The 21,683-nt window shown below is 68.2% G+C and carries 19 protein-coding genes; 8 read left to right on the top strand and 11 right to left on the bottom strand.

Annotation, left to right across the window (positions count from 1 at the left end; all coding sequences use genetic code 11):
* Positions 1 to 28: 28 nt before the first annotated feature.
* The 3 genes from tatB to ACQEVO_RS00960 all read left to right on the top strand — a co-directional run bounded on the left by tatB (position 29) and on the right by ACQEVO_RS00960 (position 2,343).
* Entirely contained in the window at positions 29 to 445 is a 417-nt protein-coding gene (tatB, locus tag ACQEVO_RS00970) for a Sec-independent protein translocase protein TatB (protein WP_432907759.1), read from the top strand.
* Between the two features lie 52 nt (positions 446 to 497).
* Positions 498 to 1,358 carry a hypothetical protein gene (locus tag ACQEVO_RS00965; protein WP_432907756.1) on the top strand — a complete coding sequence of 287 codons (861 nt, stop codon included), beginning with the start codon at positions 498 to 500 and terminating at the stop codon, positions 1,356 to 1,358.
* Between the two features lie 247 nt (positions 1,359 to 1,605).
* Positions 1,606 to 2,343 (top strand): hypothetical protein, encoded by a 738-nt coding sequence (locus tag ACQEVO_RS00960; RefSeq protein ID WP_432907755.1) that lies wholly within the window; start codon positions 1,606 to 1,608, stop codon positions 2,341 to 2,343.
* 200 nt (positions 2,344 to 2,543) lie between these two features.
* Here the strand turns inward: ACQEVO_RS00960 and ACQEVO_RS00955 are convergent, their stop codons facing one another.
* The 4 genes from ACQEVO_RS00955 to dapE form a co-directional block, all read right to left on the bottom strand.
* Positions 2,544 to 3,482, bottom strand: coding sequence for a glucosyl-3-phosphoglycerate synthase (locus tag ACQEVO_RS00955; protein WP_432907754.1), 939 nt, complete (start codon positions 3,480 to 3,482; stop codon positions 2,544 to 2,546).
* Positions 3,479 to 4,360: a dihydropteroate synthase gene (folP, locus tag ACQEVO_RS00950; protein ID WP_432907752.1), complete on the bottom strand. Its 882-nt coding sequence runs from the start codon at positions 4,358 to 4,360 to the stop codon at positions 3,479 to 3,481. Before folP ends, ACQEVO_RS00955 begins: the two co-directional genes overlap by 4 nt.
* A gap of 387 nt (positions 4,361 to 4,747) precedes the next feature.
* Positions 4,748 to 5,326, bottom strand: a complete 579-nt coding sequence (locus ACQEVO_RS00945) for a TIGR00730 family Rossman fold protein (RefSeq protein ID WP_432907750.1) — start codon at positions 5,324 to 5,326, stop codon at positions 4,748 to 4,750.
* Positions 5,326 to 6,420, bottom strand: a complete 1,095-nt coding sequence (gene dapE, locus ACQEVO_RS00940) for a succinyl-diaminopimelate desuccinylase (RefSeq protein WP_432907748.1) — start codon at positions 6,418 to 6,420, stop codon at positions 5,326 to 5,328. The genes ACQEVO_RS00945 and dapE overlap by 1 nt, the downstream gene beginning before the upstream one ends.
* A gap of 61 nt (positions 6,421 to 6,481) precedes the next feature.
* Between dapE and dapD the strand changes: the two genes are divergently transcribed.
* Complete coding sequence (dapD, locus tag ACQEVO_RS00935; RefSeq protein WP_432907746.1) at positions 6,482 to 7,429, top strand: 2,3,4,5-tetrahydropyridine-2,6-dicarboxylate N-succinyltransferase; 948 nt, start codon at positions 6,482 to 6,484, stop codon at positions 7,427 to 7,429.
* A gap of 523 nt (positions 7,430 to 7,952) precedes the next feature.
* Here the strand turns inward: dapD and ACQEVO_RS00930 are convergent.
* Positions 7,953 to 9,392: an acyl-CoA synthetase gene (locus ACQEVO_RS00930; RefSeq protein WP_432907744.1), complete on the bottom strand. Its 1,440-nt coding sequence runs from the start codon at positions 9,390 to 9,392 to the stop codon at positions 7,953 to 7,955.
* Between the two features lie 310 nt (positions 9,393 to 9,702).
* On the opposite strand from ACQEVO_RS00930, the gene ACQEVO_RS00925 reads away from it, so the two are divergent.
* Positions 9,703 to 10,590 carry an oxygenase MpaB family protein gene (locus tag ACQEVO_RS00925; RefSeq protein WP_432907743.1) on the top strand — a complete coding sequence of 296 codons (888 nt, stop codon included), beginning with the start codon at positions 9,703 to 9,705 and terminating at the stop codon, positions 10,588 to 10,590.
* A gap of 16 nt (positions 10,591 to 10,606) precedes the next feature.
* Here the strand turns inward: ACQEVO_RS00925 and ACQEVO_RS00920 are convergent, their stop codons facing one another.
* Positions 10,607 to 11,245 (bottom strand): TetR/AcrR family transcriptional regulator, encoded by a 639-nt coding sequence (locus ACQEVO_RS00920; RefSeq protein ID WP_432907741.1) that lies wholly within the window; start codon positions 11,243 to 11,245, stop codon positions 10,607 to 10,609.
* Positions 11,246 to 11,373: 128 nt separating this feature from the next.
* On the opposite strand from ACQEVO_RS00920, the gene ACQEVO_RS00915 reads away from it, so the two are divergent.
* Positions 11,374 to 12,240, top strand: a complete 867-nt coding sequence (locus ACQEVO_RS00915) for an oxygenase MpaB family protein (RefSeq protein WP_432907739.1) — start codon at positions 11,374 to 11,376, stop codon at positions 12,238 to 12,240.
* Between the two features lie 3 nt (positions 12,241 to 12,243).
* Here the strand turns inward: ACQEVO_RS00915 and ACQEVO_RS00910 are convergent, their stop codons facing one another.
* The 5 genes from ACQEVO_RS00910 to ACQEVO_RS00890 all read right to left on the bottom strand — a co-directional run bounded on the left by ACQEVO_RS00910 (position 12,244) and on the right by ACQEVO_RS00890 (position 19,270).
* Complete coding sequence (locus tag ACQEVO_RS00910) at positions 12,244 to 13,194, bottom strand: proline dehydrogenase family protein (protein ID WP_432907737.1); 951 nt, start codon at positions 13,192 to 13,194, stop codon at positions 12,244 to 12,246.
* Between the two features lie 40 nt (positions 13,195 to 13,234).
* Positions 13,235 to 14,872, bottom strand: coding sequence for an L-glutamate gamma-semialdehyde dehydrogenase (gene pruA, locus ACQEVO_RS00905; protein WP_432907734.1), 1,638 nt, complete (start codon positions 14,870 to 14,872; stop codon positions 13,235 to 13,237).
* A gap of 199 nt (positions 14,873 to 15,071) precedes the next feature.
* On the bottom strand, positions 15,072 to 16,184 hold the full coding sequence (dapC, locus tag ACQEVO_RS00900; RefSeq protein ID WP_432907731.1) for a succinyldiaminopimelate transaminase: 1,113 nt from the start codon (positions 16,182 to 16,184) through the stop codon (positions 15,072 to 15,074).
* A gap of 12 nt (positions 16,185 to 16,196) precedes the next feature.
* A complete protein-coding gene (fdxA, locus tag ACQEVO_RS00895) occupies positions 16,197 to 16,520 on the bottom strand; it encodes a ferredoxin (RefSeq protein ID WP_058854051.1) in 324 nt (107 codons plus the stop codon).
* A 170-nt stretch (positions 16,521 to 16,690) separates the two neighbouring features.
* Positions 16,691 to 19,270 (bottom strand): bifunctional FO biosynthesis protein CofGH, encoded by a 2,580-nt coding sequence (locus ACQEVO_RS00890; RefSeq protein WP_432907727.1) that lies wholly within the window; start codon positions 19,268 to 19,270, stop codon positions 16,691 to 16,693.
* A 167-nt stretch (positions 19,271 to 19,437) separates the two neighbouring features.
* Here ACQEVO_RS00890 and ACQEVO_RS00885 point away from each other — a divergent pair, with 167 nt between their 5' ends.
* Positions 19,438 to 19,950, top strand: coding sequence for a PH domain-containing protein (locus ACQEVO_RS00885; protein WP_432907725.1), 513 nt, complete (start codon positions 19,438 to 19,440; stop codon positions 19,948 to 19,950).
* Positions 19,947 to 21,632 (top strand): PH domain-containing protein, encoded by a 1,686-nt coding sequence (locus ACQEVO_RS00880; RefSeq protein ID WP_432907722.1) that lies wholly within the window; start codon positions 19,947 to 19,949, stop codon positions 21,630 to 21,632. Before ACQEVO_RS00885 ends, ACQEVO_RS00880 begins: the two co-directional genes overlap by 4 nt.
* Positions 21,633 to 21,683: the final 51 nt, after the last annotated feature.

Here is a 21,683-nt window from a genome sequence, read left to right as displayed (position 1 = left end):
CGCCCGCGGTGCCGGGTAATCTGGTGAGGTGTTCAGCAGTATCGGGTGGGGCGAGATGCTCGTCCTTCTCGTCGCCGCCCTCGTCATTCTCGGCCCGGAACGTCTACCCGGCGCCGCGCGGTGGACTGCGCGCACATTGCGCCAAGTGCGCGATTACGCCACCGGCGCGACGTCGCAATTACGGTCCGAACTCGGACCCGAATTCGAGGATCTGCGAAAACCGCTCGCCGATCTTCAGGAATTACGTGGGATGTCTCCGCGTTCGGTGGTGACCAAACACCTTCTGAACGGCGACGATTCCCTTTTCAAGGATCTCGACGGCGCCCTGCCGGACAGTAAGAATATTCTCGGTGCCAGTAGCGGCCTGCCAGATTACCCGCGGGCCCAACAGAATAAACCCTTGGAACACAACGAACGTCCGCCGATCGACAACGACGCCACCTGAAACGTCAACCAGTCTAGACGCCGTTCAGGGGCCTGCTGTCTACACTTCGCACATGTCGGCCGATGACGTGGCGCGGATATTCGCGATCGAAGACAAAGTCGAGCGACTCAAGGCCGCAACGGAGGGTGTCGCAGCGGCTCAGCAGACCATCAACGAGCTCACTCGAATCCGGCGTGCGGTGATCCGCGAGTTACACGCCGAAGGGTGGACATTCGCCAGAATAGGCGCGGCCGCCGGGCTTTCCCGGGCCCGGATCCACCAGGTGAGCACCCAGGGCCCGGCGCCCGAGGGGTTGTTCTTCGGGCACGGCCCGCTCACTCTGCTGGTCCCCGATACCCGGGCGGGCAGGTTGATGGGCGCCCCGGATCCGGCCGCGGCGCCGCGGCTGGCCGAGCAGCTCAAGGAGCTCGGCTTCGGGGTCACCATCGAGCCGTTCGCCCCCGGACGCCCGATAGACCTGACGCGCGACGGGCTCATCGTGCTCAGCGGTCCCGAACTCTCGCCCAGCCTGCGCCAGCTCATCGCCGGCGATCCGCGGCTGCGCCGCGCGGTGGCCCGGCCCGGGGACGGCCGGCGCGGGATCGAGGACCGGGCCGCCCGCCGCATCTACCGGCCGGCCAGTCCGGACCCGCACGATATCGCCTACCTCGCCCGGCTGCCGCGACCCGACGGCCGGGGCACGGTACTGGTGATCGACGGCCTGCACCCGCCCGGTTCACTCGGCGCGGTACGGCTGCTGGCGACCCGGCTCGCCACCCTGCACGAACGCGCGGCCAACCGCCGGTTCTCGGTACTGATCGGAGTGCGCTACGACCGCGGCTCGGGTGAACCGGTGGACGCGGATCTGCTGACTCCGGTGTACCTGCACGATCCGGTGGATTCCCGCCCGCGTCCGGTGCGCCAGCGCCGCTGAGCACGGCGGGCCTTTCCCGGCCGGGGTGAATTCCTACCTCGGCGGGATATTCCGACACGCCCGGAATACGCGATAGCCACAACGAATATTCGCTTGTCAATGCGATTGCTACGCTGAGGTTACCTACGGACCATTCGCCATTTCGCCGAATTGGGCAGGTGTTCGGTCACGGCGAAACAGTGCCGCCACCGATCAGTGCGACCCGTAGCGATATCTGGCTCCGACAAGGTAATTCGGGGAGGCGCAGGTGGACGCGTTGATCATCGTGGCGGTAGTTCTGGTCGCGGCCGGACTGCTGGCCTCGGTGGTGCTCTGGCTACGTAATCCCGGCTCCGCGGAGTCCGAATACGTGACGGTCGCCGAACTCCAGGCCCGCCTGGAACACGAGCAGGATGAGCCGGCGGAATCCGGCGACGACACAGCCGAGCCCGCTGAGCCTGCCCCCGCCACGGATACCGCCGCCGGCGAAGGGGATGCCGGCGCCCGGCCCACTGCTGCGGCCGCGGGAACCGAGGCGGCGAAACCCGCCGAACCCGCGATCACGGGCGAGGCCGCAACCACCGAAGGGACCCCAACAGGCGAGGCGGAAGCCCCCGGACCGGCCACAACAGGCAAGCCGGCGACTACCCAACCGACTGCGGGGCGCGAGTCGGCGACCGCTGGACCGACCACCACGGGCAAGTCCGCGACCTCCGAGAATTCGGCTGCGGACGAACCGGCCTCGATCGAGCGGCACACTTCCGGCAGCACCGCTACAACCCGCGAGCCGAGGGCCGGAGTCGAGACCGACGAGGTCACCGAGCCGGCAATCGGCCCGGAGACCGAGCGGGCCACCGGACGCGCGCCGAAAACGGCGGAGCCGGTGGCGCCGGAATCCCCGGGGACGAACCCGGACGAGCCGGGCGGGAGCGTCCCGGAGACGAGCACCAAGCCCCCGGCCGGCGAACCCGGAGCTCCGGATTCGGACGAAGACACCTCGACCTGACACCTGGCCCCCGATTCGGGTAAACGCGCCGCAGACCGGATCCGGCCGCAGTCCACGCCGGCGACTCCACGTCCGGCGCGTAGTCAGCGAATGCGGCTCCCGAAAAGAACAGCCGAAACAGGAGGCCGATCCGATCTACGGGAGGGCGGGTCCCCTATTCTGTGCCCGCCCACCGCACCTTGTTCGCTCCACGCCCGCGCTCAGGCCGCGGCGACGTCCGGGCGGATCGTATTCATGGGCGGCCGGTCCACCAGGTCCACCGCGGTGCTGTGCGGGGTGAACTCACCGGCGATCAATGGGAACTGGGTCAGCGCCGCACCCGAATCCGGTACGCCGCTGCGGCCGAGTACCGTGCCCAGGATCTGCCGGCTCATCACGCCGAGATCGGCCAGCGGGCGGTTGCGGTGCGTGCGCACACCCAGGTTGACCTGGCCGATGGCGTGCAGGCCCAGCCGGTCGTAGGTATCGAGCAGCAGCCCGATCTCCACGCCGTAACCGGGGGCGAACGGTACCGCGGTGAGCAGTTCCCGGGTGCCGGCGTATTCGCCGCCCAATGGTTGCAGCACAGGGGTGAGCCCGGGGCGCAGCGCGGCCAGCAGCGGCCGCGCGACGAGTTCGGTGACCCGGCCGCCGCCGTGGGCGTCGACCCCGCCGCCGTGCCGCAGCGGGCGCCGGTAGTACGCCTTCACCAGATGCAGATCCGGCGTGGTCAGCAGGGGGCCGAGAAGTTTCGGCACGAACGCCGGATCCGGGTCGATCAGATCGGAATCGACGAACGCCACCAGATCACCGCTGGTCACCGCCAGCGACCGCCACAGCACCTCGCCCTTGCCCGCCACCGGTTCCAGTTCGGGCACGGCCTGTTCGCGGCTGACGACCTGCGCGCCGGCCGCCCGGGCGCGTTCGGCCGTGGCGTCGGTGGACCCCGAATCGAGAACGATCAGCTCGTCCACCAAATTGCCGAGCAAGGGCCGGATACTGGCCACCACCTCGGCGACGGTCTCCTCCTCGTTCAGTGCCGGCAGCACCACCGATACGGTGCGTCCGGCTTTGGCGGCGACCAGATCGGCCACCGCCCATTCGGGGGTGTCCCAAGTATTCGTCGTCGCCCAGCCGGGCTCGTGGTGGGAGAGTTTCATACGAGACCTCGCAGAGTTCGTACCGGGGGCCGGATACCCTGGATCGCGGCGATCATGTCAACCACTCGCCGGGTCGCGGCGACCTCGTGCACCCGGAACACACGGGCACCGGCCGCGGCGGCCCAAGCGGTAGCTGCCAATGTGCCCTCCAGCCGTTCGGAAAGTCCGACACCTAATGTCTCTCCGATGAAATCCTTGTTGCTCAGCGCCATCAAGACCGGCCACCCGCTTTTTACAAGAACGTCCGCTGCGCGCAACAGTTCGAGCCCGTGATAAGTGTTCTTCCCGAAATCGTGGGTCGGGTCGATGAGCACGGAATCCCTGCTCACCCCGGCTTGCACCGCCGCTTCGGCCGCGCCGACCACGGTATCGGTCACCTCCGCCACCACATCGGCATAACGAACCCGATGCGGGCGGGTCCGCGGTACGGCACCACCGGTATGACTGCAGACGATCCCCGCCCCGGTTTCCGCGGCCACCGGCACCAGCTCGGGATCGGCCCCCGCCCAGGTGTCGTTGATCAGATCGGCGCCCTCGGCCACCGCCGCCCGCGCGACCTCCGAACGCCAGGTATCGACGCTGATCAGCAGCTCGGAATACTTTTCCCGGATCGCGGCGACGAACGGCACCACCCGCCGCGCCTCCTCGGCGGCATCCACTGTCTCGCCCGGGCCCGCCTTCACCCCACCGATATCGACGAGATCGGCCCCCTCGGCGACAGCCCGGTCCACGGCCGCCAGCGCGGCGCTGTCACCGAACGTCGCACCGCGGTCGTAGAACGAATCCGGCGTGCGGTTCACAATGGCCATGACCAGCGCGCGGTCCGTCGCCACCGCCCGGCCGCACAACGTCGGCGACGGACGTACAGGCTCGAACATGATCACGAGTCTATGTTTTTGGCGCCGCCTTCGGCGGCGCGGGGTTCGGGGCCCCCTTGGTCTCGTTCTTCACTCCGCCGCTCCTCCGCTGCGCTCCCCCGCTCTGTCGCTCCAGAACGAGACGGGCCCCGAACTGTGTCATGGCGCCGCCTCCGGCGGCGCGGGGTTCGGGGCCCCCTTGGTCTCGTTCTTCACTCCGCCGCTCCTCCGCTGCGCTCCCCCGCTCTGTCGCTCCAGAACGAGACGGGCCCCGAACCACGGAGGTCGGCGATCTGGAGACGGTATTCGTAGTGCGGCCCTTCGCGGGGCGTGCCTTTGCCATCCAGAGTGGTTTGCGCAGAGAACGGAAGTTTGGAACTTGTCACTACTGTGGTGGAGTTGCGGACCTCAACCGATGTCTCGGATCGGGACGGCCGACGGCGGGTGTGCCAGGGCCGTGAAGGCTTCCGTCAGGTCCGGGGTGACGGTTATCAGGTCCAGGGCTTGTTGCGGGACGAAACCGCGGTCGCGCAATTCCGTGAGCCACGTGAACAGGCCCGTGTAGTGGCCGCCCGGGTCCAGGATCGCCATCGGTTTGGTGTGCTGGCCGAGATGGCCACCGGTCCAGGTTTCGAAGAACTCCTCGAGAGTGCCGATACCGCCGGGGAGGGTGAGGAAGGCGTCGGCGCGGTCCTCCATCACCTGCTTGCGCTGGCGCATGGTGTCGGTGACGACCAGTTCGTCGGAGTCCACATCGGCGACCTCGCGGTGCACCAGATGTTTCGGGATCACACCGATCGTGTTGGCACCGCCCGCGCGGGCCGCGGTGGCGACCGCGCCCATCATCGATACGTGGCCGCCGCCGGAAACCAGGTGCCAGCCGCGCCGCGCTATCTCGGTGCCCACCCGGGCCGCGAGGGCCAGCTGGCCGGGATCGGCGGTACTGGCCGAGCAGTAGACACACAGGGCGAACGGTCGCGGGTTCACTACTTCTCCTCCAGGTAGGCACGCAGCATCTCGGTGACGGCGGTGATCTGGGCGAGCGGGACGTGTTCGTCGCGTTTGTGCGCGAGATTGGGGTCGCCCGGGCCGAAGTTCACCGCGGGGATACCGCGCGCAGCGAACCGGGAGACATCAGTCCAACCGTACTTGGCGCGGACCCCCGCCGAACCATGCGCCCGCACCGCGTCGAGCAGGCCCTGCGCGGCGGGCGCGGTGAGCCCGGGCAGCGCGCCGGGGGCCGCATCGGTGACCGCGAAGTCCAGGTCCAGGCCCGCGAACACCTCACGGACGTGCTCGGTCGCCTGCTGCACCGTCCGGTCCGGCGCGAATCGGAAGTTCACCTCCACGGCGGCGGCATCGGGCACCACATTGCCGGCCACCCCACCCTCGACCCGGACCGCCGACAAACCCTCCCGGTACCGGCAACCGTCGATATCGACCTCCCGGCCCCGGTACTCCGACAACCGGGCCAGCGCGGGCGCCAGCCGGTGGATCGCGTTATCCCCCAGCCAGGACCTCGCCGCATGTGCCCGCACCCCGCCGGCACTCAACCGGACCCGCAGCGTGCCCTGGCAGCCGGCCTCGATCCAGCCGCCGGACGGTTCCCCGAGGATCGCCAGATCCGCATCGAGCCATTCGGGTAGTTCACGTTCGATGGTGTTGAGTCCGTTGAACTCGGCCGCGATCTCCTCGCAGTCGTAGAAGATCAGCGTCAGATCGTGCACCGGTTCGGCGATGGTGGCGGCCAGATGCAGGAAGACCGCGTCGCCGGACTTCATATCGACCGAACCGCAGCCGTAGAGCACCTCGGCACCGTTCTCGGTGGTGAACCGGCCCGGCACGTTGTCCGCGATCGGCACCGTGTCGAGATGCCCCGCCAGCACCACCCGTGTAGGCAGCCCACGGGCGGTGCGAGCCAGCACCACATTGCCGTGCCGCAGCACCTCGAAACCACTGGTCTGGGTGCGTAGCGCCGTTTCGACGGCGGTGGTGATCGCGGCCTCCTCCCGGGACACGCTCGGAATATCGACGAGGGCCGCGGTGAGCGCGACGGGGTCGGCGTGCAAGTCGAGGGTCACGAGATACGAGCGTAGAGGGGCCGCACCACATCGGGCCCGCTGGTGGGTAGGCTGCCGTGTCGTGAGCACTCAGGGAGCAACCGCTATCGGCATCGCCAACGTGACCGCGGACGGAACCGTACTGGACACCTGGTTCCCCAGCCCGGAGCTGGGCGAGTTCACCGAAACCGGCACCGAGCGGCTCGCCGAGGCGCCCGCCGACCTGGCCGGCCTGGTGGGGCCCGACGCGGCCCGCGGTGTCGACGTGGTCGCGGTACGGACCACCATCGCCGACCTCTCCGCCGCCCCGGTGGACGCGCACGATGTGTACCTGCGCCTGCATCTGCTGTCGCACCGCCTGGTCCGCCCGCATTCGGTGAGCCTCGAGGGACAGTTCGCGCTGCTGGCCAATGTCGTATGGACCAACCACGGCCCCGCCGCGGTGGAAGGTTTCGAAACCACCCGCGCCAAACTGCGCGCCCGCGGCCCGGTCACCGTCTACAGCATCGACAAGTTCCCGCGCATGGTCGACTACGTGGTCCCCGCCGGGGTCCGTATCGGTGACGCGGACCGGGTCCGCCTGGGCGCGCATCTGGCAGCCGGCACCACCGTGATGCACGAGGGTTTCGTGAACTTCAATGCCGGCACCCTCGGCACTTCCATGGTCGAGGGCCGTATCTCGGCCGGTGTCGTGGTGGGCGACGGCTCCGATATCGGCGGCGGCGCGTCCACCATGGGCACGCTTTCCGGCGGCGGCAAGACCGTGATCTCGATCGGCGAGCGGTCCCTGCTGGGCGCGAACTCGGGCCTGGGCATCCCCCTCGGCGACGACTGCGTGCTCGAGGCCGGGCTCTACCTCACCGCGGGCACCAAGGTCACCACGCCCGACGGCAAGGTGGTCAAGGCAGCGGAGCTGAGCGGTACGAACAACCTGCTGTTCCGCCGCAATTCGGAAACCGGTGCGGTGGAAGTGGTCCCGCGCTCGGGCACCGGCATCGAACTCAACGAAGCCCTGCACGCACACAATTGAATTGGCGCCGACTCCGTCGGCGCGGGTTTTGGCCCCCCTAAGTCCCTGCTGTCAGCACTCGACACTCGCGGCTGCGCCGCATCGCATCGAGCACTGACAGCAGGGACGGGCCAAAACCTTTCAGGGCCTCGTAAGACTCGGCACCGCCGTCGTCCCGTTCGGTTCCGGGGGTTATGTGAACTTCCGAGGCCTCGTAAGACTCGGCGCGGCCGTGGTCGCGTCTGGTTCCGGATGCGGTCAACCGTTCGGGGTGGACGCGGATGAGTTCGCCGGGTTCCGTCCCTACCAGATCAAACACGGCGCCCAGCTGATCAAGGTCTGCGTCTCCGGTGGCGTCATGTCCCTGACGGGAGCGCCCGGCGCCGGTGCGCCTCGTCCACGATCGCCCGCAGTTCCTCGGTCGAATAGTGTTGTGCGCACGCAGGTGGGGACCTCGGTCAGTGCCTCGGCGGTGCCACGAATTTCCGGGCAGCGCAGCCGCCACGGCCGGACCGAGGCGATAACCGTCGACGACCAACGCGGCTCACGCGTCGCCGGCTTCGCCGTTGCTCAGCTGCTTCTTCTGGACTTTCCCCATGGCGTTGCGCGGAAGGGCCCGGACGAAGCGGACTTCCCGCGGTCGCTTGTGCACCGAGAGTTGTTCGGCGACATGGTCGATCAACTCTTGTTCACCGGGCGCGGTATCCCGCGGCACCACGAAGGCGACGATCCGCTGTCCCAGGTCGGCGTCGGGCAGGCCCACCACCGCGGCCTCGGCGACCGCGGGATGACCCAGCAGGCACGTCTCCACTTCGCCGGCGCCGATGCGGTATCCGCCGGATTTGATCAGGTCCACCGATTCGCGGCCGACGATCCGGTGGAACCCGTCCGCGTCGATCGCCGCGACATCGCCGGTGCGGAACCAGCCGTCGTCGGTCCAGCATTGCGCGGTGGCTTCCGGGCGGCCGAAGTAACCGTCGAACAGCATCGGGCCGCGGACCTGCAAGCCGCCGATACTGGTTCCGTCCTGCGGTACCGGCTGCCCGGTTTCGTCGCGCAGCCTGGTCTCGACACCGCGCACCGGTACACCCACCCAGCCGGGCCGGCGTTCGCCGTCGGCACGAGCGGACAAGGTGATCATCGTTTCGCTCATCCCGTAGCGTTCGATGGGCTGATGACCGGTGAGTTCGGCGAGCCGCTCGAATACCGGCGCGGGCAGGGGCGCGCTGCCGGAGATCAGCAGCCGGGCCGCGCTCAGTTGTTTCGCGGCGTCGGGGTCCTCGGTGATCCGGGTCCAGACGGTCGGCACACCGAAGTAGATGGTGCCCGCGGCGGCGGCGTAGTTCGCCGGGGCCGGTTTCCCGGTGTGCACGAGCGGGCTGCCGATCCGCAGCGGTCCGAGCAGACCCAGGATCAGTCCGTGCACATGGAACAGGGGCAGGCCGTGCACCAGGACATCGGCCGGGGTCCACGACCAGGCCTCCGCCAGCGCGTCCAGCCCCGCGGCGATCGCGCGACGGCTCAGCACCACACCCTTCGGCGGGCCGGTGGTGCCGGAGGTGTAGAGCACGAAAGCCGGTGCGGCCGGATCGGGTTCGGGGTAGGTGTGCCAGGAGCGGGCGTGCTGCCGGACCGGGACCACCGGCAATGCGGTGCCCGCCGGCGCCTCGCCCAGCCAGGCCTGCGCGCCGGAATCGGTGAGCATATGGTCGAGTTCGGCGGGACCCGAGTCGGGCGGTACGGGTACCACGGTGACTCCGGCGATCAGGCAGCCGATCACCGCGAGCACGGTCGACGCGGTGGGCCGGGCCAGCACCGCGACCCTTTCAGCACGCGCGACCCGTTCGGCCACCGAGGTGGCCGCGCCCAGCAGATCGCTGCGCGACAGGGTTACGCCGTCGATGGTGACGGCGTCGGGGATATCGGCTCCCGCGGCGACGGCCTGGGGGTCCAGCGATCGGAGCAGACGCGGGGCTATGGACATAGGCCCCAACCTACTGCCCGATGCCGGCCCGGAAACCGTGGACCTACCCGGTCGCACTGCGCCTCCGGGGCGTGCGGCGCCTACCACTGCGGCCGAGCCGCACCGGCCCACGCGTCGGGTGTTTCGGGCGGCGAGGGCCGTTGCCGATGCCCTGCCGTCTCGGGGCCTGGTCTCCTACTCCGGATCCGGCCACGCCGGATTCCGGTGACCGAGACAGTAGTACACCTGTCCTTCAGTGACGCTTGACACATATGTGACACGGCGAGAAGGTGAACGAACAACCTTCGCACATCTCGGAACGGTGCTCGCTATGACCAGCTCTCCTGCCGAAGAGCCGAACCCCCGATCCGGCACCGGCAACGGCCGCCCGGATCCGATCCCCGCCGACCACCAGGATTTCGATTTCCGGCAGTACATCGACGGCGCCGCCGTACTCGGTGCGGCCGCGAATGTGATCATGCAGCTGGCCGCCCCCGGCGTCGGGTACGGAGTGCTGGAGAGCCCGGTCGACAGCGGCAAACTCACCCTGCATCCGGTCAAACGCACCCGGACCACTTTGACCTATCTGGCGGTGGCGCTACTGGGCACGGAGCCGGAACGGGTCGCCTACCGGCGGGCCGTCGACACCTCTCATCGCCAGGTCCGTTCGACGCCGCAGAGCCCGGTGCGCTACAACGCCTTCGACCGGAACCTGCAGCTGTGGGTTGCGGCCTGCCTGTACTGGGGCGCCCGCGACCTGCGGGAACGTATGCACGGCAGTATCGACCCCGAGGTGCAGGAAAGGATCTACCGCAATTCCGCACGCCTGGGCACCACGCTGCAGGTGCCGCCGGAGATGTGGCCGGCCGACGAGGAGGCGTTCGACCGCTACTGGGCCGAGAATCTGACCCGCACGAAGATCGACCCGCCGGTCCGCGCGATGCTCGACGAGATCGTCGATCTGAAGATGTTCCCGCGACCGGTCCAGTGGGCCGGTGCCCGGTTCAACCGCTGGGTCACCGCGGGCCTGCTCCCCCCGCATCTGCGCGTTGAGATGGGGATGCGGTGGTCGGCCCGGGACGAACGCCGGTTCGCCCGGATGCTGCGCACCCTCGGCCGGGTCTCGGCGGCCCTGCCCACGACACTGCGCAGTTTTCCGGTCAACGCCTATCTGTTCGATTTCCGGATGCGGCGCAAGCTGGGGATGAAGCTGGTCTGATTCCGCCGATGCGCGTTCAGGAATCCGTGGCCGGCACCCGGAAGGAGACCGCGACATGATCGCGGGCGTATTTGCGTACGGCGAGCTCGTCGCCGAGCGGGATCACCGTCTGCGGTGTCAGCGCCAGCGACAGGGCGGTCCGCGCGACCATCTCGGCCACCGGGAGCGGGTCGTAGTCCGGCAGTTTGCCCTCGTCCTGCAGGCGGGTGACGAATTCGGCGAGGTAATCGCGACCGAGTTCGATCACCGGGGCACCCTTGGTGGTGAGGTACGGCAGCACGATCTCGGGTTCGGTGTCGAGCAGCCGGTAGAGCAGTTCGTTACTGCGCAGCCCGTCGAGGAAGGCCACGAACAGCTCCACGATCTGGTCCTCGGCGCCCGCGTCGCGATCGATCTGCCGCTGTACCGCGGCGTCGACACCCTCGATGAACTCGCGGGTCTGCTGCAATCCGACGGCCTGGATGAGGTCGGATTTGCTGGAGAACCGGCGGTACAGCGTGGCCAGCGAGAGGCCGCCGCGCCGGGCGACCTCCACCATGCTGGTGCGTTTGATGCCGAAATCGAGAAATGCCTGCAACGCGGCGGCCAGCACCGATTGGTCCTGGTCCCGGCGCGGCGACCGCACCAGCGGCAACAGTTGAGCCAGCGCACCCATCTCGGCACCCTCCCGCGCTCAGTGATGCAATGACAGACCAAGCATTGCACAATTACGGCGATGGTTGACGCGACATCGAGTGAATGAGATGGTTATCATATAATCTTCTCATACGAAAGAGGTCACCGATGACCGCTCCCTGGCCTGCGCCCCAGAGCGAGCCCGAACCCCGCCCGCTGTACGCACCCGATTTCGATGTCGAGGACCATATCGTCGGAATCACCGCCTTCCTCGGTGGCACCGCGAATGTGATCATGCAGCTGGGTTTGCGTCCGGTCGCCTACGGCGTCATGGAGAGCGACGTCAAGAGCGGCAATGTGATGGTGCATCCGTTCAAACGGCTCCGCACCACCCTCACCTACCTGGCGGTCGCCATGCTGGGGACCGAGGAGGAACGCAACGCCTACCGGCTGGCCGTCAACACCTCCCACCGCCATATCCGCACCAAACCCACCAGCCCGGTCAAATACAACGCCTTCGACCCGAAACTGCAGCTCTGGGTCGCGGCCTGCCTGTACTTCGGATTCGTGGACCTGCTGGAAAAAGTCCAGGGCCCGATGGACGAGGCCACCGCCGATACCTTCTACGCGCACAGCATCCGGCTCGGCACCACCTTGCAGGTGCGGCCGGAGATGTGGCCGCCGAACCGCGCGGCGTTCTGGGAATTCTGGGAAGAAAATCTGGACAACCTGGAAATCGACGACACCACCCGCGCGTACTTCAACGACCTCATCGACCTGAAGATGCTGCCGCTGCCGGTGCGCTGGATGTCGGCGAAATTCCACCGCTTCGTGGTCTCCGGATGCCTGCCCCCGCAGATCCGCGAGAAAATGTACATCGACTGGACCGAGGGCAATCAGCGCTGGTTCGACCGGACCATGAAGCTCATCGGTTTCTCCCTGAAACTGCAGCCGCGGTTCCTGCGCCAATTCCCGATGAACTATTACCTGTGGGATATGCGCCGGCGCATGCGCAAGGGCAAACCACTGGTCTAGAACTCACCGGCCGACCAGGGCGCGGGCGAAAAAGGCGAGGTTGGCCGGACGTTCGGCCAGCCGCCGCATCAGATACCCGTACCACTGCGTGCCGTACGGAACGTAGACGCGGACGAAATCGCCCTGCCCGGCCAGCCGTAATTGTTCGTCGTCGCGGATGCCGTACAGCATCTGGTACTCGAACTCGCCTGGACCCCGGCCCGTCCGCGCCGCGAGTCCGGCCGCCGCCGCGATCAGTGCCGGATCGTGGGAGGCCACCAGCGGCCGGGCCGCGCCGTGCATCAGGACCCGCAGGCACCGGAGATAGGCGCTGTCCACTTCGGCGCGGCGCTGATGGGCCACCGTATCCGGTTCCTTGTAGGCGCCCTTGCACAGGCGCACCCGGGCGCCCGCGTCCGCCAGATCGCGGCAGTCGTCCTCGCTGCGATACAGGTAGGCCTGGACCACCGTGCCCAGCCACGGGTAATCCGGTCGCACCTGCCGGATCGCGGCCAGCGTCGCGGCAGTGGTCGTATGGTCCTCGGCGTCCACGGTGACCCACACCCCGGCCTCGGCCGCCTTGGTGCACAGCACCCGGAGGTTCTCGGCGGCGATCGCCGGGCCGTCCGCACCGAGCCACTGGCCCAGCGCCGACAGTTTCACCGAAACCTCCAGCGGTGCCGCCCCGGCCGGCACGGTACTCGTGTCCAACGCGGCCAATTCATTGATCAACGCCAGATACTCGGCCACCGCGGCATCGGCCTGGCCCCGGTCGGTGGTGTATTCACCGAGGAAATCGACACTCACCGCCCGCCCGCTCGCCAGCAGTTCCCGGGCGGCGGCCACCAACTGGGTTCGTGTTTCGCCCGGTACGAAGCGCCGGACCATGGACGCCGTCACCGGGCTGGTGGTCAGTGTTCGTTTCACCCGGTCGGATCCGGCGGCCGCGAGGATCGCCGGACGCAGCGGATTCACCGGTCCCCCCGCTCGCCTCGGGTAGCCGGTGGCCGGCTGCTCATTCCGGCTCCATATGTGGATAACGGTGATCGGTGTGCGGGACGAACGTTTCCTTCAGTGCCCGCGGAGCCACCCAGCGCAACAGGTTCAGCGGGGAACCGGCTTTGTCGTCGGTGCCCGAGGCGCGGGCGCCGCCGAACGGTTGCTGGCCCACCACGGCGCCGGTGGGTTTGTCGTTGACATAGAAGTTCCCGGCCGCGAACCGCAACTGCTCCGACGCGTGGTCCACGGCCTGCCGGTCTTGCGCGAAAACGGCGCCGGTCAACGCGTACGGGGCCGCCGATTCCACCTCGGCGAGAATCGAGTCCCAGGCGCCGGGCACATTGTCGTCGTAGAGATGCACCGAAAGAATCGGGCCGAAATATTCGGTGGAGAACGATTCGTCGCGCGGATCGTCGGCCATCAGTACCGTGGGGCGGACGAACCAGCCTTCGTTGTCGTCATAGGTGCCGCCCACCGGGATGGGTACACCGGCCGAACGCGCCCGTTCGATCGCCCGCACGCTTTTGTCGTACGCGCGCCGATCGATCAGTGCACCCCCGAAATTCGACAGATCCGAGATATCGCCGTAGCTCAGCGATTCGGCGATGCCCAGGAAATCCGCACCCATCTCCCGCCACAGCGATCGCGGCAGATACGCGCGCGATGCCGCGGAACATTTCTGGCCCTGATATTCGTAGGCACCACGGACCAGCGCGGTGCACAGGGCGGCCGGATCGGCCGAGGGGTGGGCGACGATGAAATCCTTACCGCCGGTTTCACCGACCAGCCGCGGATATCCCCGATACCGGCCGAGGTTGGCACCGACCTGACTCCACAGATACTGGAACGTGGGTGCCGACCCGGTGAAATGGATACCGCCCAGCCGGGGATCGGTCAACGCCACTTCGGAGAGTTCTTTCCCGTCGCCGGTGACCATATTGATCACCCCGGGCGGAAGACCCGCGGCCTCCAGCAGTTTCATCGTGTAATACGCGGCCAGTGTCTGCGTGGGCGACGGTTTCCACACCACGGTATTGCCCATCAGCGCGGGCGCGGTGGGCAGATTCCCGGCGATGGCCGAGAAATTGAACGGGGTGATCGCATAGACGAAACCCTCGAGCGGCCGGTAGTCGAGCCGATTCCACACACCCGGACTCGACTGCGGCTGCTGGGCCAGGATGCCGCGCGCGAACGACACATTGAACCGCCAGAAATCGACCAATTCACACGGGGCGTCGATTTCGGCCTGCGCCGCCGATTTCGACTGCCCCAGCATGGTCGCCGCGGCCAGGGTTTCCCGCCACGGACCGGACAGCAGATCCGCGGCCCGTAACAGCACCGCGGCGCGTTCGTCGAACGGGAGCGAACGCCAGGCCGGGGCGGCCGCGGTGGCCGCCTCGATCGCCGCGGCGGCTTCGTCATGAGTGGTGTTGGTGTAGGTCCCGAGTACCTGCCGGTGCCGATGCGGTGCGACGATCTCGTGGCGCTCGCCGATCCCGGGACGGTGTTTACCGTCGATAACCAGCGGAATGTCGAGGGTGGTGCCCGAGATATCGGCCAGCCTGCCGAGCAACTTCGCCCGCTCGGGGCTGCCCGGCGCGTAGGTGTGCACCGGTTCGTTCACGGGGGTCGGGACAACTGTGACAGCGTCCATACCCAAGGCTAGCGCTGTATTGTCTGCGTCGCCTTCGGCGACGCGCGGTTTTGGCCCCCTTGGTCCCTAACCTCCAAGGGCCTCGTAAGACTCGGCACCGCCGTGGTCGCGTTCGATTTCGAGGTCCTGTAAATCTCCGGGGCCCTGTACGCATCTCGGCGACGACGCTCAGCACTGGGCGGTGATCCGCCGAGGTGGGTTACAGGCGTTCGGCGGCGGCGGCGATTCGTTCGTCGGTGGCGGTGAGGGCGATGCGGACGTGGCGGGCGCCGGCGGGGCCGTAGAAATCGCCGGGGGCGGCGAGGATACCGCGGTCGGCGAGCCAGTCCAGGGTGTCGCGGCAGGGTTCGTCGCGGGTGGACCACAGGTACAGGCCGGCTTCGGAATTGTCGATCCGGAAACCGGCGCCGAGCAGCGCGGACCGCAGGATCTCGCGGCGCGCCCGGTACCGCTCACGCTGTGCGGCCTCGTGCTCGTCGTCGGCCAGTGCCGCCGTCATCGCCGCCTGGATCGGGAACGGCACCATCATGCCGGAGTGTTTGCGCACCTCCAGCAATTCGGCCACCAGCTCCGGGTCGCCGGTGACGAAACCCGCCCGGTAACTGGCCAGATTCGAGGTCTTCGACAGCGAATGCACCGCCAGCAGGCCGGTGTGGTCGCCCTCGCACACCCGCGGATCCAGAATCGACACCGCCGGCTCGTCCCAGGCCAGGCCCAGATAACACTCGTCGGAGGCGACGATCGCGCCGCGTTCGCGGGCGAAGGAAACCACCTTGCGCAGATGCTCCACCCCGAGCACCTTGCCGGTCGGGTTGGACGGGGAGTTGAGGTAGATGAGCGCCGGATTCTCCGGCCCCAGGCGGGTGAGGCCGTCGGCCCGCAGAATCCGGGTTCCGGCCAGCAGGCCGCCGACCTCATAGGTCGGATAGGCGATCTCCGGGATCACCACCAGATCCGCGGAACCCAGGCCGAGCAACCGCGGCAACCCGGCGATCAGTTCCTTGGTGCCGATCACCGGCAGCACGGCCGATTCGGCCACACCGGTGATACCGAACCGCCGGGCCAGCGCCGCCACCGCCGCGGCCCGCAGTTCGGGCGTGCCGTGCGTGGTCGGATAGCCCGGGACCTCGGCCACCGCGCCCAGCGCGGCCCGGATCAGCGGGTCCACCGGATCCACCGGTGTCCCCACCGACAGATCGACCAACCCGCCCGGATGCGCCGCGGCCTTCGCCTTCACACTCGCGATGGTGTCCCACGGAAAATCCGGCAGAGCCGCGCTCACCCGGGGCCGATGCGTTACCTCAGTGCTCATCTACCGATCGCTCTACTCGTCGGCCATCGGCGGCAGTTCCTTGATGAACGGCGGATCGAAATCGACCTTGCCCAATTTGGTGGCGCCACCGGGCGAACCCAGTTCGTCGAAGAAATCGACGTTGGCATTGACGTAGCCGCTCCACTGGTCGGGCGTGTCGTCCTCGTAGAAGATCGCCTCCACCGGGCAGACGGGTTCACACGCACCACAGTCGACGCATTCGTCGGGATGGATGTACAGCATGCGACCACCCTCGTAGATGCAATCCACGGGGCATTCTTCGATGCACGCCTTGTCCTTCACGTCAACGCACGGTTCGGCGATGATGTAGGTCACTCCCGCTCTCCTACTCTTCCTTCTTCTCCGGGTAACTGCGCCCGCGCACAAGTATCCCTGGTGCACCGAACGCTACTCCGCCTAAGCCTGGCCTAATCTTTTGGCGCCGCCTCCGGCGGCGCGGGGTGGTGAGCCATTGGATGGTTCTGTGTTGCGGGGGACTGCGTAGTTCAGACCAATTCCAAGCCGGGGACGGGGCCGCGGGTCGGGGGGATTCCGTAGGTGGTGGTGCGTTCGCGGACGGGGCGGCCTATTCCTTCGGCGATTTCGGTGAGTTCGGCCACTGTTTTCGCCGAGCCGTGCTGGGAGCCGGCCATCCGGGAGATCGTTTCCTCCATCAGGGTGCCGCCGAGATCGTTGGCGCCGCTGCGCAGCATCACCTGGGTGCCGGTGGTGCCGAGTTTCACCCAGCTGGTCTGGATGTTGTCGATGCGGCCGTGCAGCATGATCCGGGCCAGGGCGTGGGCGGCCCGGTTGTCGCGGTTGGTGGGGCCGGGGCGGGAGGCGCCCGCGAGATAGAGCGGGGCGCTCTGGTGCACGAACGGCAGCAGCACGAATTCGGTGAAACCGCCGGTTTCGTCCTGGATACCGCGCAACACCCGCAGGTGCCCGACCCAATGGCTGGGATTGTCGACGTGCCCGTACATCATCGTCGAACTCGACCGGATCCCGACCTGATGCGCGGTGGTGACGACATCGATCCACGCCGAAGCGGGCAGTTTGCCCTTGGTGAGCACCCAGCGCACCTCGTCGTCCAGGATTTCGGCGGCCGTGCCGGGGATGGTGCCCAGCCCGGCCTCCCGCAGGGCGGTCAGCCAGTCGCGGACGCTTTCGCCACCGCGGGAGGCGCCGTTGACGATTTCCATCGGGCTGAAGGCGTGCACGTGCATGGACGGCACCCGCGCCTTCACCGCGCGCACCAGATCCGCGTAACCGGTAACGGGCAGGTCGGGGTCGATACCGCCCTGCATGCAGACCTCGGTGGCACCGTCCACATACGCCTCCCAGGCGCGGTCGGCGACCTCGTCGGTGCTGAGGGTGAAGGCGTCGGCATCGCCCTTGCGCTGGGCGAACGCACAGAAACGGCAGCCGGTGTAGCAGATATTGGTGAAGTTGATATTGCGGTTCACCACATAGGTGACGTCGTCGCCGCAGACCTCGCGGCGCAGTTGGTCAGCCAGGCCGGCGACGGCGTCCAGATCGGGACCGTCGGCGGTGGCCAGCGCCAGATACTGGGCGTCGGTGAGCCCCGCCGGATCCTTCTCGGCGGCGCGCAGGGCCGCCAGCACATCCGCGTCCAGCCGCTGCGGTGCCGCGGCGAGATCGCGGACCTGTTCGCGAATGGTGTCCCAGTCGCCGAAGGCGTTGTCGATATCGCTGCGGGTATCGGTATTGCGGCCGGTGGTGTCGATAGCGGTGTTGAGGTCCGTGCGGCCCGCGGATTCCCACGATTCGTCCGGTTCCTGCCAGGGCAGGCCCACCGGAAGCGCGTCCGCGTTCGCCAGCCCGGTCTGCGGATCGCTGAGCGCGGCGACATGCGCGCCGATCCGCGGGTCGATCCACGGATTACCGGCCCGCACATACTTCGGGTGTGCGGAGGTGCGTTCCACCAGCTGAAAACCGGCGCTCGCGGTGAGCTCGGCGAGCGTGTCGAGGTTGGGCCAGGGCCGTTCGGGATTGACGTGGTCGGGGGTTACCGGCGAGACGCCGCCCCAGTCGTCGATTCCCGCGTCGAGCAGCGCGCGGCATTCCTCGCCGGACACCAGATTCGGGGGCGCCTGCACCGCGACATCCGGCCCCACCAGCAGCCGGGTGACCGCGATGGTGGCCAGGAATTCGGTCAGATCGGCGTCCGGGGCGTTCCGCATGGCGGTGTCGTCCTTGGCGCGGAAGTTCTGCACGATGACTTCCTGGATATGACCGAACGCCTTGTGCTGTTTGCGGATCGCCAGGATGGTATCGGCCCGTTCGGCCATGTTCTCCCCGATCCCCACCAGGATGCCCGTGGTGTAGGGAACGGAGAGCCGGCCCGCGTCGGTGATGGCGCGCAACCGCACCGCGGGATCCTTGTCGGGGCTGCCGTAATGGCAGTTGCCCTTCTCGGTGAACAGCCGGGCCGCGGTGGTCTCCAGCATCATCCCCATCGACTGGGCGACCGGTTTGAGCCGGGAGATCTCCTCCCACGACATCACGCCGGGGTTCAGATGCGGCAGCAGACCGGTTTCCTCGAGAACCAGGATGGAGACCGCGCGCAGGTAGTCGAGGGTGGAATCGTAACCGCGCTCGTCCAGCCATTGCGCGGCCTCCGGCCAGCGCGCTTCGGGCCGGTCGCCGAGGGTGAACAAGGCTTCCTTGCAGCCCAGTTCGGCGCCACGCCGGGCGATCTCGAGCACCTCGTCGGGTTCGAGGAACATCCCGCGCCCCTGCGCGCGCAACTTCCCCGGCACGGTGACGAAGGTGCAGTAGTGGCAGGTGTCCCGGCACAGATGGGTGAGCGGGATGAACACATTGCGCGAATAGGTGATGGTGGCGGGGCGGCCGGCGGAGGCCAGCCCGGCGTCACGCACCCGGGCGGCGCTGCGGCACAGATCCGCCAGATCGTCGCCGCGCGCGTGCAGCAGCACCGTGGCCTCGTCGGCGTTCAGCGTCACCCCGTCACGCGCCCGGCGCAACGCCCGTCGCATCGCGGCCGGGGTGGGTTCGGGGGTCGGGACGGTCGGTTCGGCTAGGTCGGTCACGCCCTCGATCATGCGGCACACATCCGGAACTGTCTCCTCCCAGGTTGTCGAGCGTTCACAACCGCGGTGTATCACGGGCTATTCCGTGCAGGTCATCGTGCGTGGACAGAGGCCCGCAGGCCTGTCGCCCGTTCATCCGTCGCGCCGAGCGCACCCGGTAACCGTGCGACCATGAATCCATGTCGCCGGACAGCCCGCCACGCACACCCGATCCGCTACTCGAACCCGCATGGCGGCCCAGCCCGCGCGCCAAAACGCTGTGGACCGTGGAAATCGCCCTGACCTGGCTCGTCGTCGTCATCGCGCTGGTGGCGTGGGCCGTCGCCGATCCCGATCGCCGCTCCTGGCAGGTGGCCGCGGCGGTGATCGTCGTTCCCGTGGCCGTACTGGCGACGATCGTAGTGCCCCGCCTGCGTTATTCCGTGCACCGCTGGCAGGTGACCGAGGATGCGGTGTACAGCCGGGTGGGCTGGCTGTCGCTGGAGAGCCGGGTCGCGCCGATTTCCCGGGTGCAGACCGTGGATACCGAACGCGGTCCGCTGGAGCGGCTGCTCGGGCTGTCGACGATCACCGTGACCACGGCGTCCTCGGCGGGCGCGGTCCGGATCGGCCTGCTCGAACGGCCGCTGGCCGATGAGACGGTGGCCCGGTTGGCCGAGATCGCCGCCCGGCACCGTGGGGACGCGACATGAGCGAGCCCCCCGCGCCCTCTGCCGAAGCGCCGTGGCAGCGGCTCGACCGCCGGATGCTGCTGGTGCATCCGATTCAGGCGGTGGTGAAGTTCCTGCCCGCGATGATCGGCGCCGTGATCGTCGGGTTCAGCTCCGGGAATCCGCTGTGGGGTCTACTCGGTCCGATCGTGGTGATCCCGTACGGTCTGGCGCTCTGGTTCACCACGACCTACCGCATGGGTCCCACCCATATCGAACTCCGCACCGGCGTGATCCAGCGCAAACGGTTGTCCGTTCCGCGTGCCCGGATCCGCTCGGTGGATATCGAAGCCGACCCCCTGCATCGGATCCTGGGGCTGGCCGCGGTGGTGATCGGCACCGGACAGGAAGCCGAATCGGACGACAAGTTCTCCCTCGACGCCCTGGCCGCCGACCAGGTGCGGCCGCTGCGTACCGAACTGCTGGCCCACACCCGGGCACCCCATGTATCCGCCGACAGCGGCGCTGCCGGCACACTCCGGAAGGAAACCGGGGCCGCCCAGGGAGATATCGGCGCGGCGCACGACTTCGGTCCCGCGGCGGACCACGGACCCGCCACCGGCACCGACACCGGATTCGCCCCCGGCCGCGCATTCGCGCCTGCGACCGACCAGGAATCCGGGCCCGGGACCGGCCGCGAAATCGGGCACTGGCAGGCGCAATGGGTGCGCTACGCCCCACTGTCGCTGACCGGGTTCGCCCTCGCCGCGTCCGCCCTCGGTGCCGTCTCCCAATTCGGCCTCGGCCCCGCCGAGATCGAGGTGAACCGGGAAACGGTGAACACGGTGCGCGATATCGGCCCGGCGGTGCTGGTGATCGCCGCGGTGTCGATCCTGGCCGTCCTGGTGGTCGTCGTCAGCGCCGCGGCCTGCGCGCACTATCTGATCACCTATTTCGGTTTACGCGTCACCGATTACGGCAGCACCCTGCAGATCCGGCGAGGGTTGTTCACGCTGCGCCAGATCACGCTCGACACCGCCCGGTTACGCGGAGCCACCATTATCGAACCCCTGTTGCTGCGGATCGCGGGTGCCGCGCAACTCGAAGCGATCATGACCGGGGAGAACCCGCGGCAGAAGATCCTGCCGCAGTCGCCCCGGCCTGCCGTCGAACACACCCTGGCCGAACTGCTCCGCCCGCGCCGGGAACGCCCCGTCGCGGATCCCGTCGCGGATCCCGTCGCGTTACCGCGGCTTTCGGCGCCGGCCCGGGTCGCCCTCACGCCACATGGACCGGCAGCCCGGCGGCGCCGCCATATCCGGGCGTTCTGGCCGGTGCTGCTCATCGCGCTCGTTCTGGTGGTCGTGACCGTCGCCGGCGGGGATTTCACGGCGTGGTGGTGGTTGCTCCCGGCCGCACTGGCCCTGATCTGCGTTCTGCTCGCCGAAGACCGCTACCGCGGCCTCGGCCACGCTGTTCTCCCGGCGGAGGACGGCGCCCCAACCTGGCTGGTCGTCCGATCCGGTTCCCTCGACCGCGAACGCTCCTGCCTGGAGGCACCGGGCATCATCGGCTGGACCGTCCGGCAGACCTTCTGGCAGCGCCGGGCCGGCCTGGCGACCCTCTCGGCCGCCACCGCCGCCGGCAAGAAGGTCTACTCCATCCCGGATATCCCGTTCGACCAGGTCCGCCCGCTGATCGAGAAGGTCACCCCGAACATGTAGCCCTCGGCCCCTTACGCGCCCACGGCAGCGCCGAGTTCAGCGAGGCCCTGA

The sequence above is a fragment of the Nocardia sp. CA-290969 genome, from assembly GCF_050936135.1.
Lineage (GTDB): Bacteria > Actinomycetota > Actinomycetes > Mycobacteriales > Mycobacteriaceae > Nocardia.
Note: the sequence above shows the minus strand (reverse complement) of the source record. Positions and strands in the feature narration are given on the sequence as shown.